19 protein-coding genes are annotated in these 17301 nt (G+C 41.1%); 6 read left to right on the forward strand and 13 right to left on the reverse strand.

The features are described from left to right. Positions 1–76 precede the first annotated feature (76 nt). Positions 77–1018 carry a lipoprotein NlpI gene (gene nlpI, locus HMPREF2732_RS01170; RefSeq protein WP_070590338.1) on the reverse strand — a complete coding sequence of 314 codons (942 nt, stop codon included), beginning with the start codon at positions 1016–1018 and terminating at the stop codon, positions 77–79. Between the two features lie 64 nt (positions 1019–1082). After that, the gene (gene pnp, locus HMPREF2732_RS01175) at positions 1083–3221 is read right to left on the reverse strand and encodes a polyribonucleotide nucleotidyltransferase (protein WP_070590340.1); all 2139 of its coding nucleotides are present in this window, start codon (positions 3219–3221) and stop codon (positions 1083–1085) included. Positions 3222–3463: 242 nt separating this feature from the next. On the opposite strand from pnp, the gene nanQ reads away from it, so the two are divergent. After that, positions 3464–3931 carry an N-acetylneuraminate anomerase gene (nanQ, locus tag HMPREF2732_RS01180; protein WP_014064125.1) on the forward strand — a complete coding sequence of 156 codons (468 nt, stop codon included), beginning with the start codon at positions 3464–3466 and terminating at the stop codon, positions 3929–3931. A 67-nt stretch (positions 3932–3998) separates the two neighbouring features. Here the strand turns inward: nanQ and HMPREF2732_RS01185 are convergent, their stop codons facing one another. The 5 genes from HMPREF2732_RS01185 to polA all read right to left on the reverse strand — a co-directional run bounded on the left by HMPREF2732_RS01185 (position 3999) and on the right by polA (position 9886). Continuing rightward, positions 3999–4220 carry a sulfurtransferase TusA family protein gene (locus HMPREF2732_RS01185; RefSeq protein ID WP_005631077.1) on the reverse strand — a complete coding sequence of 74 codons (222 nt, stop codon included), beginning with the start codon at positions 4218–4220 and terminating at the stop codon, positions 3999–4001. Positions 4221–4229: 9 nt separating this feature from the next. Continuing rightward, on the reverse strand, positions 4230–5273 hold the full coding sequence (locus HMPREF2732_RS01190) for a YeeE/YedE family protein (RefSeq protein ID WP_049369552.1): 1044 nt from the start codon (positions 5271–5273) through the stop codon (positions 4230–4232). 165 nt (positions 5274–5438) lie between these two features. Beyond that, complete coding sequence (locus HMPREF2732_RS01195; protein ID WP_070590343.1) at positions 5439–6743, reverse strand: L-cysteine desulfidase family protein; 1305 nt, start codon at positions 6741–6743, stop codon at positions 5439–5441. 18 nt (positions 6744–6761) lie between these two features. Next, positions 6762–7076: a cupin domain-containing protein gene (locus HMPREF2732_RS01200; RefSeq protein ID WP_005695423.1), complete on the reverse strand. Its 315-nt coding sequence runs from the start codon at positions 7074–7076 to the stop codon at positions 6762–6764. Positions 7077–7087: 11 nt separating this feature from the next. Beyond that, positions 7088–9886, reverse strand: a complete 2799-nt coding sequence (gene polA / locus HMPREF2732_RS01205) for a DNA polymerase I (RefSeq protein ID WP_070590349.1) — start codon at positions 9884–9886, stop codon at positions 7088–7090. Between the two features lie 160 nt (positions 9887–10046). Here polA and HMPREF2732_RS01210 point away from each other — a divergent pair, with 160 nt between their 5' ends. After that, positions 10047–10352 (forward strand): cell division protein ZapA, encoded by a 306-nt coding sequence (locus HMPREF2732_RS01210; protein WP_005695425.1) that lies wholly within the window; start codon positions 10047–10049, stop codon positions 10350–10352. Positions 10353–10400: 48 nt separating this feature from the next. Here the strand turns inward: HMPREF2732_RS01210 and HMPREF2732_RS01215 are convergent, their stop codons facing one another. Together HMPREF2732_RS01215 and ispB are read right to left on the reverse strand one after the other, a co-directional pair. Then, positions 10401–11141 carry an epoxyqueuosine reductase QueH gene (locus HMPREF2732_RS01215; RefSeq protein WP_070590353.1) on the reverse strand — a complete coding sequence of 247 codons (741 nt, stop codon included), beginning with the start codon at positions 11139–11141 and terminating at the stop codon, positions 10401–10403. A gap of 1 nt (position 11142) precedes the next feature. After that, positions 11143–12132, reverse strand: a complete 990-nt coding sequence (gene ispB / locus HMPREF2732_RS01220) for an octaprenyl diphosphate synthase (RefSeq protein WP_070590356.1) — start codon at positions 12130–12132, stop codon at positions 11143–11145. Positions 12133–12361: 229 nt separating this feature from the next. Here ispB and rplU point away from each other — a divergent pair, with 229 nt between their 5' ends. The 4 genes from rplU (at position 12362) to cgtA (ending at position 15245) form a co-directional block, all read left to right on the forward strand. Next, positions 12362–12673: a 50S ribosomal protein L21 gene (gene rplU / locus HMPREF2732_RS01225; RefSeq protein ID WP_005695431.1), complete on the forward strand. Its 312-nt coding sequence runs from the start codon at positions 12362–12364 to the stop codon at positions 12671–12673. A gap of 20 nt (positions 12674–12693) precedes the next feature. Next, a complete protein-coding gene (gene rpmA / locus HMPREF2732_RS01230) occupies positions 12694–12951 on the forward strand; it encodes a 50S ribosomal protein L27 (RefSeq protein WP_005539872.1) in 258 nt (85 codons plus the stop codon). Positions 12952–13127: 176 nt separating this feature from the next. Continuing rightward, entirely contained in the window at positions 13128–14045 is a 918-nt protein-coding gene (locus HMPREF2732_RS01235) for a DMT family transporter (RefSeq protein WP_070590360.1), read from the forward strand. A gap of 27 nt (positions 14046–14072) precedes the next feature. Beyond that, the gene (gene cgtA / locus HMPREF2732_RS01240; RefSeq protein ID WP_005697855.1) at positions 14073–15245 is read left to right on the forward strand and encodes an Obg family GTPase CgtA; all 1173 of its coding nucleotides are present in this window, start codon (positions 14073–14075) and stop codon (positions 15243–15245) included. A 50-nt stretch (positions 15246–15295) separates the two neighbouring features. Here the strand turns inward: cgtA and ykgO are convergent, their stop codons facing one another. The 4 genes from ykgO to arcA all read right to left on the reverse strand — a co-directional run bounded on the left by ykgO (position 15296) and on the right by arcA (position 17178). Then, entirely contained in the window at positions 15296–15433 is a 138-nt protein-coding gene (gene ykgO, locus HMPREF2732_RS01245) for a type B 50S ribosomal protein L36 (RefSeq protein WP_005695435.1), read from the reverse strand. A gap of 9 nt (positions 15434–15442) precedes the next feature. After that, the gene (locus HMPREF2732_RS01250) at positions 15443–15709 is read right to left on the reverse strand and encodes a type B 50S ribosomal protein L31 (RefSeq protein WP_005695437.1); all 267 of its coding nucleotides are present in this window, start codon (positions 15707–15709) and stop codon (positions 15443–15445) included. 160 nt (positions 15710–15869) lie between these two features. Then, positions 15870–16352: an SsrA-binding protein SmpB gene (smpB, locus tag HMPREF2732_RS01255; RefSeq protein WP_070590363.1), complete on the reverse strand. Its 483-nt coding sequence runs from the start codon at positions 16350–16352 to the stop codon at positions 15870–15872. A gap of 112 nt (positions 16353–16464) precedes the next feature. Further along, complete coding sequence (gene arcA / locus HMPREF2732_RS01260; RefSeq protein ID WP_070582579.1) at positions 16465–17178, reverse strand: two-component system response regulator ArcA; 714 nt, start codon at positions 17176–17178, stop codon at positions 16465–16467. Between the last annotated feature and the right edge of the window lie 123 nt (positions 17179–17301).

The raw sequence follows: 17301 nt of genomic DNA on the forward strand, positions 1-17301 counted from the left end.
TAAAATGCTCGAATATAATTTAAGGAAAGCTCAATTTAGCTTTCAGGTTTATTTGTTACACAAGAAAGAGGCAAGTCTAAAAAACAGCTGTTTTTGTGACCGCACTTTTTTCTTCTTTTTCGTCTTCAGTTTGAGCCGGTTTCAATTTCATCAGCTCTAACACGGCAAAACGATACTCAACAAAGTTATACACCTGATTCGCAATAGCAAGTTTGAATAAAGCCGCAGCTTCATCAATTTGCCCCAAATTGAGTTTTTGTTTTGCTAGATAAAAGTAGGTTTCGGTTAATATTTCTGCATATTGTTGCGAGTTTTCTGCAAATTTAGTTGCCCGTTCTTGCAAGTCACTCACAGAAATATTACCTAAATAGTATTGAACGATATTTGTTCCCCAGAAGTCCTTAGATAGCCCTTTAGCTCGTTCAACAAGGTTGGCATGGGCTTCTTGTGGTTTTAATTTTTGTTCGTTCAAATAGAGCCAGAGTACGCGATAGGGATCTTTGGTATCGGCTTCGTAAAACTTCATAAAATCGTCTTCAGCAAGATTATAGCGTTCGACGTAATAAAAATTTAAACCACGATTAAGGTGGGTATAGTCATAACTTGGATCCAACTCAAACACCGCATTAAAGGTTTCTAATGCGCTGTCGTAATCTTCTTCAAGCAGTAAGTAAAGCCCTAAGTAATTATAAACGGAAGCCATCTTTGGCTGTAACGCAAGGGCTTGTGTAAAGTCATAACGTGCGAGGCCCCATAAACCGAGGGAATCATATAAAACGCCACGTTCAAAGTGAAGCGTCGCCCGTTCTTCATTACTCATTTTACCAACTAATAAAACTTGCCCGATTCGGGTAATCATCACTTCTTGCTCAAAGTGCGTATTCGGCGTTTGATCTGCGAGTACGACTTTATTTGGTGCGACAAACACGTTTCCCGATTGCACACAACCGGAAATAAATAAAGTCAGACTTAGGCTAGATAATGAAACTAGAAAACGGAATAACCGAAAATATTGCATTGTTTTATAAGTTAGTTTGATAATCAAAACGGGTGTGTAAGGCTTTTTTACACACCCTGTGAGATTATTCTTGTTCTACAGAAGTCTCTTCTGCGGGTGCAGATTCTGCTTCAGTTTCTTGTTTTGGTGCAAGATCTTTCATGGTTAAGCGGATACGACCTTGGCGATCGATTTCAACCACTTTAACAGTCACTTCTTGACCCACTTGAAGATAATCACTCACTTTTTCTACACGCTCTTCAGCGATTTGAGAAATATGAACTAAACCTTCTTTATTTCCTACGATAGCGACGAATGCACCGAAGTCAGCAAGACGAGTCACTTTACCTTTGTAAATTGCGCCCGCTTCAACTTCAGCAACGATTTCTTCAATACGTGCCATCACATTTTTCGCTGCATTGCTATCTACTGCAGCAATTTTCACTGTACCATCATCATCGATATCGATAGACGTACCGGTTTCTTCAGTTAATGCACGGATAGTTGCACCACCTTTACCGATAACATCTTTAATTTTCTTCGGATCAATTTTCATGGTGTGAATACGCGGCGCGTAGTCAGAAATATCCGCACGTGGCGCAGGGATTGCTTGTTCCATTACGCCAAGAATGTGCATACGTGCACCTTTTGCTTGGTTTAATGCAATTTGCATAATTTCAGGGGTGATACCTTCAATTTTGATATCCATTTGAAGTGCGGTGACACCTTCACGTGTACCAGCCACTTTAAAGTCCATATCACCTAAGTGGTCTTCATCACCTAAGATATCTGAAAGAACTACAAATTTCTCTTCTTCTTTCACTAAGCCCATTGCAATACCCGCAACAGCGGCTTTGATTGGGACACCCGCATCCATTAATGCTAAAGACGCACCACATACAGATGCCATAGAAGAAGAACCGTTAGATTCAGTGATTTCAGACACAACACGCACTACATACGGGAATTCTGCAAGGCTTGGCATAACCGCAGCAACACCGCGTTTTGCTAAACGACCGTGACCGATTTCACGACGTTTTGGTGAGCCGATCATACCGGTTTCACCTACAGAGTATGGAGGGAAGTTGTAGTGGAATAAGAAGTGATCTTGACGTTCACCCGTTAATTCATCAATGATTTGTGCATCACGTTCAGTACCTAAAGTCGCAACGGCTAATGCTTGCGTTTCACCACGGGTGAAAATTGCAGAACCGTGAGTACGCGGTAATACACCAGTACAGATATCTAATGCACGAACGGTATCAACGGTACGACCATCAATACGTGGTTCACCTGCAATGATACGGCCACGAACGATTTGGCTTTCAAGTGCGGTGAAAATATCTACGATTTTACCTTCGCTGATTTCTTCGTCTTCAGCTGTGATTTGTGCAATCACATCCGCTTTAATCGCATCGATTTGTTCGTAACGTGCTTGTTTTTCAGTAATGCGGTATGCATCGCCTAAACGTGCTTCAGCAATCGCTTTTACTTTGTTGATTAAATCTGTGTTTGGTTGTGGCGCAACCCAATCCCAACGTGGTTTGCCTGCTTCTTTTGCAAATTCTTTGATCGCTTCGATTACAACTTGTTGTTGTTGATGACCGAATACTACCGCCGCTAACATTTGTTCTTCAGTTAAAATATCAGCTTCAGATTCAACCATTAATACGGCTTTGTCAGTACCTGCAACTACTAAGTCTAAACGGCTTTGTTTTTGTTCAGCCATGGTTGGATTTAATACGAATTGGTTGTCGATAAAACCAACGCGTGCTGCACCGATAGGGCCATTGAAAGGTACACCAGATAAGGTTAATGCTGCAGAAGCACCGATCATTGCCACTAAGTCTGGGCTGATTTGTGGGTTTACAGAAACTACAGTTGCCACAACTTGGATTTCGTTGAAGAAACCTTCTGGGAATAATGGACGAATTGGACGGTCGATTAAACGTGCGATTAAGGTTTCGCCTTCAGATGGACGACCTTCACGTTTGAAGAAACCACCAGGGATTTTACCCGCCGCATAAGTACGCTCTTGATAGTTTACGGTTAATGGGAAGAAGTCTTGACCTTCTTTCACATCTTTTTTAGCCACAACAGTCACGAATACCGTGGTATCGTCCATGCTTGCCATGACCGCAGCGGTTGCTTGACGTGCAATCGCGCCGGTTTCTAGAGTAACGGTATGTTGACCGTATTTAAATTGTTTAACAATTGGATTCACAATGTTTTCCTTCAAAATAATATTTAAAACAAAGCTTTATTTTCCAGATTGCGACTAGCAAAAGAAATCTTTCGAAAAAATGACCGCACTTTGGGCGTTTAAAAATCTCTTTTGATAGCCGCACGCTAATACAGAAAATAAAGCTCGCTTATTATACAGAGTTTTAAATTTATTGGTAACTTTATTTAATATAAGCAACTTGTTATCATATTCTCATACAAATACATACGTAAGGAGACACTATGATTATCAGTGCATTAAATAACCCAAATTTCAAAGTGGGTTTACCAAAAGTTATCGCGGACATTTGCGATCATCTCAATACCTTAGATCTTGAAGCATTAGAAAATGGTCGTCATGATTTAAGCGAGCAAGTTTATATGAATGTCATGGAATTTGATACGGTTGAAGCGGATAGCAAACAAGCTGAACTTCATCATAAATATCTAGATATTCAATTACTTATTCGAGGTGAAGAGAATGTTGAAGTAAGCGCGACTTATCCAAACCTCAGCTTATACGATGAATATCGTGATGCCGATGATTACCAACTTACCCCACAAATTGAAGATAAAAGCACCGTAACACTTTTGCCAAAAATGTTTGCCGTCTTTTTCCCTTATGAACCTCATAAACCAGGCTGCACTGTAAACGGCAAATCAAGTTTCGTGAAAAAACTTGTGGTGAAAGTACCGGTAGAGTTAATTTAATTATTTCAATTCATTAAAGCAAAAGTGCGGTCAGAAATTTGAGTGTTTTTCTGACCGCACTTTTTTATTATTTAATCACCGTAATTGACCATTTGGCATCATCAATTTGCTCGAAGTTTGTGACTTCATAACCTTCTTCAGCCGCCCAAGCGGGAATGGCTTCAGTGGCTTGTGTGCAGTCAAATTCAATTTCTAGACCATCGCCTTTATTTAACTTAGCCATGGCTTCCTTAGCTTCAACGAGAGGAAATGGACAAACAAGGCCAAGTGTAGGTAATTTAACGATCATATAAGCTCCTTATGATGCTTTTGCTAATTTTAAACGTTGTGGACGGATAATAGTGAAGTAGGCGGCTACCCAAGTGCCGAGAATCATCAAGGGCAATGAGACCCAACCTTGCCAAGAGAAAAAGGCAGTTTCGACTAGACCGTTACCGATAGAACAGCCACCTGCAAGGGTTGCACCAATACCCATAAGAATACCGCCGAGTCCGCTGCGTAGAATCGTGGTAGCATCCGGTACACGGACACGAAATTCATTGCTTGCTTTAGCGCCGATGAATGACCCGATAAAAATCCCTAAAACTAAGAATACGCCCCAGTTAATAAATTTACCGTCGCCAGTAACGAGGAATTGCATGATATTGGCTGATGGACCCGTGATCCCAAGTCCAAACTCACGACCCGTAGCGACACTGAGTGGCCAAGCGGCAAGAGCGATTAATCCGATTAATACGGCAGAGAAAAATGGATGCCAGCGTTTTTCAAATAATAAGTGGGCAAGTCCTGTTTTCTTTGGTTTTAATGCTGCGACTTTTACGCTTGGTTTGTTGAGATGTTTGTATACATAAAAGGCTGTCACTAAAGTTAATAGTGCCACTAACCACCAAGGGGAAATACCGAATGTATCGTAAATGTTGCGCTGTTCAATATTGATGCTGCGTAAAGTTTTATTGAATTCACCTAATGGACCGGTACGCATGATGGCACTTAATAACATATAAGTGAATAACGCGACCCAACTACCGACTAAACCTTCTGCCGCACGGTACCATGTACCTGTCGCACAACCGCCAGCAAGAACAATGCCGATACCAAATACAAAGGCACCGATAATCACCGCTAAAAAGGCAAAATTTTCAGCTGGATCGACATTTAAAACACCGATTTCTTTTAAGAGGAAGAAACCAATGGATTGCACGGTAATCGCCAATAGAAGGGCTACAAACATTTTGTTATTTTTGGTGACATACATATCGCGAAATGCGCCGGTAATACAAAAGCGCCCACGCTGCATGACAAATCCGAGTAAAATTCCGCAAAGTAATCCGGTTAAAAGCATAACTATTCCTTTCTTTTAGAACTAAGTAGGTCGGTATTTTCTAAAAAAATAAGAAGGTAGCGCCAATAACTTTTGGCTAGAAAATATGTTTTTTTGATATAAAAAAAGTGCGGTCAGAAATTGGTATGTTTTTCTGACCGCACTTTATCATAAGTTATCTTGATGTTAAGGACAGGGTTTACTCACCATAATTTCAATTACTTGGCGATCAATATGGTGCATACTTTTAGAAGCGATTGAGCATAGATTATCGATGGTACGATCGAGATCGTGTTCAACAATACCTTCATTGCCCGTAACATGGGTTTCATCCATGGCCATGAGAACTGATTTATAGCCAGAAGCCACGCTAGTGGAGACTTTCATTGCACAGCTATTAGATGCGCCATCGCAGATGATTCCGCTAATATCACCAATCATGCTACAAATCCCCATGCTCACGGTTTCGAATTTTCCCGTAAGTAAATAAGCGATACCTGCACAGCTTCCCATAGAGGCAGTGGTTACTGCGCAAAGGGCAGAAAGTTTGGGTAATTTACTGTGGATATAAATGGCCATTAAGTGTGATAAGAAGAGGGCGCGGAGACGTTTTTCTTCACTCACGTTTAAATAATCAGCGACCACAACCACGGGCATAGTGGCGGCAATACCTTGATTGCCTGAACCTGAATTACTCATTGCCGGTAATGTGGCACCGCCCATACGGGCATCAGAAGCAGCAGTGGTTTCAATCATGATTTTACTGAGTAAATCATCTGACATTAAACCGCTGCCAACTTGTTTGCGTAATGTTCTGCCAATATGTAAACCGTAATTTTCGCGCAATCCTTCGTTAGACAGCGCGCGGTTGAGCGCGGCAGCTTGTCCGATAAAACGGATTTTATCTAGCTCAACTTCACAAGAAAATTCAAAAATTTCACGTGCACTCACCTGTTTGAAAATATCATAGGGATCGCAATCCGCACGTTCATCGTGTTCTTTCTCAAAAATGACCTCGCCATTTTTTTCAATCAAAATGATGTTGGTGTGTTGATCTTGAATCGCTACTTTCACTCGGTCATTATCCGCAAATAACACCGCTTCAGAATATAAAATATGCTCGGTTTGATGAATATCCACATTAACGAGTTTTTTATCAAGCATTGCCTTGGCTTGGGAAACTTGCTCTGGCGTGATGTGTTTTAATACTTCCAACTCACTCTCAGGATCACCGCCTAAAGCACCAATCGCCGCGGCAATAGGTAAGCCCACCATGCCGGTTCCAGGAACTGCAACACCTAAGCCATTTTTCATTAAGTTTGGTGACACTTTGGCTTCAATACGCTCCGGTGTTTTGCCTAAATATTTAGCCGCCGTTGCTGCGGCAAGCGCTAAAGAGATAGGCTCAGTACAGCCAAGTGCGGGAACCACATCACGTTCCACAAGATGAAGTAATGGTTTTTCGATTTCATTGAGTCTTTCTTGATTCATAAAATTCTTTTTAATATGTTAAATGCTGTCTTCTTTCTCTATGACTAATATGCGCGCTTCACCTTGTGGATGAGCAACATGTTCGGTACCGATACCCGCATAAAAAATATCACCTGTATGGAGCAATACGGTTTTCTCTTGGCCGTCTTCTTTGTAGCGCATTTCCACCGTACCATCCATGACAGCAAAGACTTCTTCACCGTCATTGATATGCCATTTGTAAGGTTTATCTGTCCAGTGAAGACGCACGGAAATGCCATTCATATTGGTAATATCCAGTGCTCCCCAAGCACGTTCTGCCGTAAAGTGCTGACTTTGAATAACTTTATTCATGACTAAATTCCTTAGTGCGCCTCATCCCAGTTAGTGCCTTGCCCCACATCTACAATCAATGGCACCACTAAATCAGCTGCGCTTTCCATGTGTGTTTTGATGAGTTTGCTATAAAACTCGACTTTTTCTGACCGCACTTCAAACACCAATTCATCGTGCACCTGCATAATCATCGCAATATCGGGATCGTTTTGTAGTTTTTGATCCAATTGAATCATGGCTCGTTTAATAATATCTGCGGCGGTGCCTTGCATTGGCGCATTGATTGCTACACGCTCGGCAGCTTTACGGCGCATACCGTTAGAGGAGTTGATATCCGGCAGATATAAACGACGGCCGAATAGGGTTTCCACATAGCCTTGGGCTTTGGCTTTTTCGCGAATATCGTGCATAAAAGTTTGTACGCCCGGATAGCGTTTGAAATATAAATCCATATAGCTCTGGGCATCGGCGCGGCCAATACCGAGTTGGCGCGATAAGCCAAAGGCAGACATACCATAAATTAAACCGAAGTTAATTGCCTTAGCATTGCGGCGTTGCTCGGAGGTTACTTCATCCAGTGCCACCCCAAAGATTTCTGCCGCAGTAGAGCGGTGAATATCTTTGCCTTGGGTAAAGGCATTAATTAAGCCCTGATCCTGTGATAGGTGCGCCATAATGCGTAGCTCGATTTGCGAATAGTCGGCTGCCACAACAGTAAAGCCTTCGCGCGCAATAAATGCCTGACGAATACGGCGGCCTTCTTCATTACGAATCGGAATGTTTTGCAGATTCGGATCGCTTGATGAAAGACGACCTGTGGCTGTCACCGCTTGATGGTAGGAAGTATGCACTCGACCCGTTTGCGGATTTACCATTTGTGGCAATTTGTCAGTGTAGGTGGATTTTAGTTTGCTTAGACCACGATGTTCTACCAACACTTTCGGCAATTCATGGCTAAATGCGAGTTCCTCCAATACTTCCTCGTTAGTGGATGGCGCACCTTTTGGTGTTTTTTGAATAATCGGTAAACCTAATTTATCAAACAAAATTTCTTGTAATTGTTTGGTGGAGGCCAAATTGAATGGCTGCCCCGCCAAGACATAGGCTTGTTCTTCTAATTCACTTAAACGATTAGCGATTTCATTAGATTGTAGGAATAGTGCATCGCTATCAATTAAAACTCCGCGACGCTCCATACGGGAAAGTACGCCTAACAACGGCAATTCCATTTCTTTAAAGAGTTTTTCCAGAGTGGGTTCTTTAGAGAGTTTTTCCCATAGCACTTGTTGCAGTTTCATTGTCACATCAGCATCTTCAGCAGCATATTCTGCGGCTTTTTCCAACGGAATTTGGTTAAAGGTCAGCTGATTTTTACCTTTGCCTGCAATCTCTTCAAAGCTGATGGTTTGATGCCCTAAATAACGTTTCGCCAGATCGTCCATATTATGACGGCCTGTGCTGTTGAGTACATAGGATTCAAGCATAGTGTCGAAAGCCACACCTTGCACATCGATGCCATTACGGGCGAAGATGGTGAGATCGTATTTGAAGTTTTGCCCGACTTTTTGAATAGTAGGATTTTCTAAAATCGGTTTTAACAACGTAAGTGCGGTTGTTTTTTCGAGAGTTTTTGGTGCGCCTAAATAATCTAATTGTAGCGGTAAATAAGCGGCTTCACCGTTTTCTAACGCAAAGGAAATACCCACCAAGTTGGCAGCCATATAATCTAAATTATCGGTTTCTGTATCCAAGGCAAAAAGTTTGGCTTGATTGAGTTTTTCCACCCAACGATTTAAATCTGCTTCAGTGAGCAAGGTTTCATAACGGCTACGATCAATTTGAATTGCTGGCAATGCTTCATCGCTATTGTCTTGAGCGAGCGCTGGTGTAGCTTGATAGTGATTAATCTTGGTCGGTTGTTCGGTATTATTGGTGATGGAATCAGCACCATTCATCACTTCATTGAGCCAACGTTTAAATTCATAACGGCCGAAATATTCGGTAAGTTGATCGTTATTGCTTGCACCAAGGGTAAGTTGTTCCGGAGTGATATCGAGAGCGACATCGGTTTTGATCGTGGCAAGGCGATAGGATAAATCGGCCATTTCTTTTTCAGCCAATAATTTATCACCTAATTTTTTTGCCCCACGAATTGGCAATTCAGCCACTTTGTCTAAGTTAGCATAAATTTCTGCCATGCTGCCGATACCTTGCAATAGACCAAGTGCGGTTTTTTCACCGACACCCGCCACGCCTGGAATATTGTCGGCACTATCACCCATTAGCGCTAAGTAATCAATGATGAGTTCTGGTGGAATACCGTATTTTTCAATCACGGCTTCGCGATCTAATAAGGTGTTATTCATGGTGTTGATCAACATAATGTTGTCATCCACTAGTTGCGCCATATCTTTATCACCGGTGCTGATCAAGACTTTTTGATTGGCTTTGGAAGCGGCTACCGCTAAGGTACCGATGACATCATCGGCTTCTACACCTTCAATGACTAAAAGAGGAATGCCAAGGGCTCGGATAATATCGTGCAATGGCTGAATTTGTTTGCGCAGATCGTCTGGCATCGGTGGACGATGGGATTTATATTGCTCAAACATTTCATCACGGAAAGTTTTGCCTTTCGCATCAAAGACCACTGCAATATGGCTCGGTTGCACTTGCGAAATTAGGCTTTTGAGCATATTTAATACACCGTACATAGCGCCTGTCGGTTCGCCAGCAGAATTGGTGAGCGGTGGAAAAGCATGAAAAGCACGATATAAATAAGATGAACCGTCCACTAGGACTAATGGATTAGGAGCGATAGTTGGCATAAATATTCCGTTCAAAAATAATGAAAAGTGTCGCATTATAGCGTAAATTGCGAAATGGGGCGAACGGATAAAGTGCGGTCAATTAAACGTAAAAAGTATGACGAAGGCATTTGGCTGTGGCATAATAGGATTACTTGAGCATTCAACATAAGGGAATAACATGTCATTAAAACTGGTTGAAGTTGTTGTATTAGGGCAAGTGCTGCGCTTGAATGTCCCCGCAGAACAAGAAGAGATTTTGCGTCAAGCGGCGCGTAATTTAGATCTTCAAGTGTCTGAAATGAAAGAGCGTACAGGTTTATTACAATTAGACCGAGTGCTTTCTATTGTTGCCTTGAATTTAAGTTTTGAATTAACCCAAGAAAAAAATAAAAATGCCCAGATTGAAAACGTGTTATGTACGCGAATTCAACAGTTAGATCATTCTTTAGAGAATGCATTAGGCGGGCGAACCATCGTAGATTAAATAAAAAAGAACCGCATGTTGAAAGTGCGGTTCTTTTTTATGTGTTTTTTAGTCTGGCGTGTAATAGAGTTTACCAATTTCAATTTTTTGTCGCCCTGTTTCTTCACGCCATTTATTGCTGTCTCGTAAAGAATAAACACAGCCACAATATTCCTGTTGATAAAAACGTTCACGTTTACTGATTTCGATCATGCGTTGCGATCCACCTGCTTTACGCCAGTTGTAATCCCAATAAATCACATCATCATATTTTTCAGCCGCACGGTGACCACAACCATTAATTTGATCCATATCTTTCCAACGGGAAATACCAAGACAGCTAGTAAATACAGGGAAACCATGTTCATGAGCATATTCAGCGGCTTTTTCAAAACGCATATCAAAACACATGGTGCAACGAATGCCTCGTTCAGGTTCCCATTCCATACCTTTTGCGCGATCAAACCATTGTTGGCGATCGTAGTCTGCATCAATAAACGGAATCCCAAATTTTTGGGCAAAACGGATGTTTTCTTCTTTACGAATTAAATATTCTTTTAATGGATGAATATTCGGGTTATAAAAATAAATCGTAAACTCAATACCTGAGGCTAAAATGGCTTCCATCACCTCACCTGAGCAAGGTGCACAGCAAGAGTGGAGAAGTAGTTTATTATGCCCTTCAGGTAATGCGAGTTTTTCACGAATAAAAGGCGCATTGGGATCCTTACGCACTTTTTGTTTACGCGTTTTTTGAAATTTAGGTTGAGAATCGACCGCACTTTGCGGTTGAATTTGTTCTTCTGTCATATTAATAAGTTCGGTCTACCGATAGATAAGCCAGTGAAATTAAGGCTTTTTTGTATTCGCTTTCAGGTAATAAGGCAATGGCATCAACCGCTTTTTGAGCTTCTTGTTTCGCACGATCCATTGCGTAATCGAGAGATTTATGTTCTGCCATAATCGCAAGTACGTCATCGATCGCATCACGTTTTCCGCCTTGTTCAATGGCTTCGCGAATAAGCGCGGCTTGTTGTGGATTACCATGACGCATTGCGTGTAATAAAGGAAGAGTCGGTTTACCTTCGGCGAGGTCGTCACCCACATTTTTACCTAATGCTGTAGCGTTTGCGCTGTAATCTAGTACGTCATCCACTAATTGGAATGCGGTACCGAGATAGCGACCATATTCTTGAAATGCGGTTTCAATTGATTTTTCAGCACCCGCAACAATCGCAACAGATTGCGCCGCTACTTCAAATAATCGTGCCGTTTTACTATAAATCACGCGCATATAGCTTTCTTCAGTGGTATCCGGATCGTTCACGTTCATTAATTGTTGAACTTCACCTTCAGCCAACACGTTGGTGGCGTCCGCCATAATGCGAAGAATATCTAGCGATTGTAACTGCGCCACTAATTGGAAGGCACGAGTATAAATGAAGTCTCCCACTAATACGCTAGCCGCATTACCAAAGGCTGAGTTTGCCGTTGCTCGACCACGACGCATATCCGATTCATCTACCACATCATCATGTAATAAAGAAGCGGTGTGAATAAATTCTACAAAGGTAGCACAAGTGGCCACTTTATCGCTTTCGTAGCCTAATGCACGCGCCGCTAAAACCGCAATAAGTGGTCGAATACGTTTTCCGCCACCTTGCACAATATAAAAACCAAGCTGATTAACCATCGGCACATCGGAGTTAATTTGTGCTAAAATGGCTTGGTTGACTTTCTGCATATCCGCATCTGTTAATGCTTGGATTGCATGCATATCCATTAAATCTTGTTTGTTCATCTTCATTTGGTTCGATGGTTGTGTATATAAAAGAAAAGTGCGGTGAATTTTACCCGATTTTTCAGGGTTTCTGAAATTAAACTCGAGGAAAAGCGCTTTTTTTTATTTTATTGCAAATAAGTGCTTGCGATCGAGTTGTTTTTTCCGTAGAATTTGCGACCTATTTATATGAATTTTGAAGTGCGGACCGAAAATAGTAACGGAGAAGCACAATTATAGCGGAGTATTTATGTACGCAGTTTTCCAAAGTGGCGGTAAACAACACCGTGTGAGCGAAGGTCAAGTAGTTCGTTTAGAAAAACTTGAACTTGCAACTGGCGCAACAGTTGAGTTCGACTCAGTGTTGATGGTCGTTAATGGTGAAGATGTTAAAATTGGTGCACCAGTAGTAGCTGGCGCGAAAGTAGTGGCTGAAGTTGTGGCACAAGGTCGTGGCGATAAAGTTAAAATCGTTAAGTTCCGTCGTCGTAAACACAGCCGTAAACAACAAGGTCATCGTCAGTGGTTCACAGAAGTGAAAATCACTGGGATTCAAGCATAATTTCAGAGGAGATCAAGTAGATGGCAACTAAAAAAGCTGGTGGTTCAACTCGTAACGGTCGTGATTCTGAAGCTAAACGCCTTGGTGTTAAACGTTTCGGTGGCGAATCTGTATTAGCAGGTAGCATCATTGTACGTCAACGTGGTACTAAATTCCACGCAGGTAACAACGTAGGTATGGGTCGTGACCACACCTTATTTGCTACCGCTGACGGTAAAGTAAAATTTGAAGTTAAAGGCGAGAAAAGCCGTAAATACGTAAGTATTGTAACTGAGTAATTTTACATCTGATTTTTAAACGCCCCGCATTATCTGTGGGGCGTTTTCTTTTGTTTCCAGCAATTTACAATCATCAATCACATTTGTTATTCTGGCACTATTGCTTATCTTGATATTTCTTAGTCGAAATTTATCTTAATTCCTAACCGCACTTTAGTAAAATAAAGGAAGATATCATGAAACAACAACCGCTTTTAGGTTTTCTCTTCGCTTTAATTACAGCGATGGCGTGGGGATCTTTACCTATTGCGTTAAAACAGGTTCTATCAGTGATGACACCACAAACGATCGTTTGGTATCGATTTGTGGTAGCTTCTCTTGCACTATTGATTCTGTTAGGTTACAAGAAAAAACTGCCACAATTTTCGAAAGGTGGTCGTTTTATTTGGCTTGTACTCATCGGTGTAGCAGGATTAGCGGGTAATTTCTTTTTATTCAATAGCTCACTTAATTTTATCGATCCTTCTTCAGCTCAAATTTTTATTCATTTTTCTTCTTTTGGTATGTTAATTTGCGGTATTTTTGTTTTTAAAGAAAAGCTCGGATTACATCAAAAGATTGGTTTAGGTTTGTTATTGGCTGGGTTGGGGCTTTTCTTTAATGACAAGCTTGAGGTTTTTAAAGGAGAGAGTGGTTATTTAACAGGTGTCTTACTCAGCCTGACTGCTTCATTAGTTTGGGTTGCTTATGGTATGGCACAAAAGCTCATGCTCCGTCGTTTTAGTTCGCAACAAATTTTATTAATGATGTATTTCGGCTGTCTTTTAGTCTTTACACCTGTTGCTGAATTTTCACAAGTAAGTAACCTCACCCCGTTTGCATTCGGTTGTTTTGTTTATTGCTGCTTAAATACCTTATTTGGTTATGGCGCTTATGCTGAAGCCCTTAATCGCTGGGAGGTTTCTAAAGTAAGCGTTGTGATAACTTTAGTGCCACTATTTACCATTTTCTTTGCTCATTTTGCGCATTATGCGAGCCCTGATAATTTTGCCGCGCCAGAATTAAATATGATTAGCTATATCGGGGCGTTTGTTGTAGTATGCGGAGCAATTTTGTCGGCAATCGGACATAAGTTATTACCGCAATCAAAGTAAAGTGCGGTTAAATATTGGAGAGTTTTTATGAAATTTATTGATGAAGCCTTGATTCGTGTGGAAGCAGGGGATGGTGGAAACGGTTGTGTAAGTTTCCGCCGTGAAAAATTTATCCCCAAAGGTGGTCCTGATGGCGGTGATGGCGGTGATGGCGGTGATGTTTATTTGGTTGCAGACGAAAACTTAAATACCTTGATCGATTATCGCTTTACGAAACGTTTTGCTGCAGAACGCGGTGAGAATGGTCATAGTTCAGATTGTACCGGTCGCCGCGGTAAAGATATTACGTTACGTGTGCCGGTGGGAACGCGTGCAATTGATAATGATACCAAAGAAGTGCTTGGCGATTTGACAAAGCATGGCGCCAAAATGTTAGTGGCGAAAGGTGGTTATCATGGTTTAGGTAATACACGTTTTAAATCTTCAGTGAACCGTGCACCTCGCCAAAAAACCATGGGGACACCTGGGGAAAAACGTGATTTATTATTAGAATTGATGCTTCTTGCGGATGTCGGGATGCTTGGTTTACCAAATGCAGGTAAATCCACCTTTATTCGTGCCGTTTCAGCCGCAAAACCAAAAGTTGCGGATTATCCATTTACCACTTTAGTGCCAAGTTTAGGCGTAGTGAAAGTGGATGAGAGCCATAGCTTTGTAGTGGCCGATATTCCTGGATTGATTGAAGGTGCATCGGATGGTGCGGGTTTGGGTATTCGTTTCTTAAAGCACTTAGAACGTTGTCGTGTGTTAATTCATTTAGTGGATATTAACCCAATTGATGAATCCGATCCTGCTGATAATATTGCGATCATTGAGTCAGAATTATTCCAATATAGTGAAAAATTGGCAGATAAACCACGTTGGTTAGTCTTCAATAAAATTGATACGATGACAGAAGAAGAGGCGCATGAACGTGCTCAAGAGATTACCGAACGTCTTGGTTGGGAAGAAGGCTATCACCTCATTTCTGCCGCAACCGGTAAAAATGTGCCGCCACTTTGTCGTGATATTATGGATTTCATTGAAGCGAATCCACGTGATGCGGAAGTAGAAGAAAATAAACCAGAAGAAGTGAAATTCAAATGGGAAGACTACCATCAAGAACAGCTTGCTGAACATCAATTTGATGATGAAGATGATGACTGGGATGATTGGGACGAAGAAGATGAAGAAGGTGTTGAGTTTATTTACAAACCTTAATGCCTAAATGAAAAAAGAGCGGAAATTTGACCGCTCTTTTTTTATTGGGGTTAACCTTTCTTTTTCCCACCTTGACGCGCTTTAAAGCGAGGGTTGGTTTTCGAAATGACATAGACGACACCGTGGCGACGAACAATTTTGCAGCCAGGACGGTTTTTTGCGCTTTTGAGTGAAGATAATACTTTCATTGAACATTCCTATTTTGATTTAAATGCGCCAAATTTACCGTAGCGGTTTGCAAATTCACTTGCACGACCTTCGTTACCAATTTGACGAGTTTTACCAGTATAAAATGGGTGAGAGGCTGATGAGGTATCGCACATAAATACAGGGTATTCATTACCATCTTCCCATTTCATGGTGTTGTTGGTTTTAGCACAAGAACGGATGAGAAAGCCTTGTTTTGCGTTGGAATCGTAAAATAAAACGGTACGATAATTTTCAGGGTGAATGCCTTTTTTCATTAGAGCTCCTTATATAACGAAAAGAATTGGGCGAAGATACTAATTCAAAAGATAATGATTATCAATATAATTTTATTCATAGCTATGAGAATTTTTTTCATATTGAGAAAAAGAAAAATGCCTTTCGATTGAAAGGCATTTTGTCAGTTTGGAGGGAGAGTTATCCACGATGTGCGTTTTTCATAATACGCTCTTTCGCTACTTTCCATTCACGCTCTTTAATATCATCACGTTTATCATGTTGTTTTTTACCTTTCGCAAGACCGATTTTGATCTTTGCCCAAGCACCTTTCCAATAAAGAGAAAGGGCAACAATGGTAAAACCATCACGGCTTGATTTACCGAAAAGATTATCCAGTTCACGTTTATTCAATAAAAGCTTACGCGTACGCGTCGGATCGCAAACCACGTGGGTAGAAGCCAAGCTTAATGGTTGAATGGTTGCACCAAATAAATAGGCGTCACCGTTTTTAAAAATGATGTAGCTGTCGCTGATATTGGCTTTACCTGCGCGCATTGATTTTACTTCCCAACCTTGTAATTCAAGGCCGGCTTCAATTTCATCTTCAATAAAATATTCGTGTCGAGCTCGTTTATTTAACGCAATGGTGTTGGAGCCGACTTTGACTTTCTTCTTGGTCATTGTTATCCGTTGTTTATTAATCGTAAATTGGCGTTGATTTTACCGAATCTCGTCGTGGATAGCAAAAAACAAAAGGCTGATTTGACTCAGCCTTTTATTACTAGATGATCGATTATTCTTCTAATTCACCACAGAAACGATAGCCTTCACCATGCACGGTAGCAATGATTTCTGGGGTATTAGGATGATCTTCAAAATGTTTTCGAATGCGGCGAATTGTGACATCCACGGTACGATCTTGTGGTTTTAATTCACGTCCCGTCATTTTTAGCAATAATTCTTCGCGAGTTTGCAATTTTCCTGGGTTTTCACAGAAATGCAACATGGCACGAAATTCACTACGCGGTAGCTTAAACTCAGTGCCTTCAGGCGTAATTAAATTATGACTATTTAAATCCAGTGTCCAACCATTAAAACGATAGTTCTCGCGTTGTAAATGGGCCTCTTTGCCATTTAATGTCATCGTGCGATGCAATAAATTTCTTGCACGAATGGTGAGTTCTCTTGGGTTAAATGGCTTAGTGAGATAATCATCGGCTCCGATTTCTAAACCTAAAATTTTATCAACTTCATTATCTCTCCCCGTGAGAAAAATCAGAGGGATAGGTGTTTTTTCACGCAATTCACGGCCCAGTAATAAACCATTTTTACCGGGTAAGTTGATATCTAATACGATGAGATTAACCGTTTCCGAGCTTAACTGACGATACATTTCGGCACCATCTTGTGCTTGTAATACCTCATAGCCCTCAGCTTCAAAAATTCCTTTTAACGTATTACGGGTTACCGCTTCATCTTCCACGATGAGAATTTTTGGGGTAGCCATTCGTTGCTCCTTGTTATACTTTGTTATGGGCATATTCTATAATTGTAACATTGCTGTAACAACAGAAAAGTGCGGTCATTGTTTAAATTACATTTAATTTTATGATCTAAGTCATAAATTATT

This window comes from Haemophilus sp. HMSC061E01 (assembly GCF_001810345.1).
Classification (GTDB): Bacteria; Pseudomonadota; Gammaproteobacteria; order Enterobacterales; family Pasteurellaceae; genus Haemophilus_D.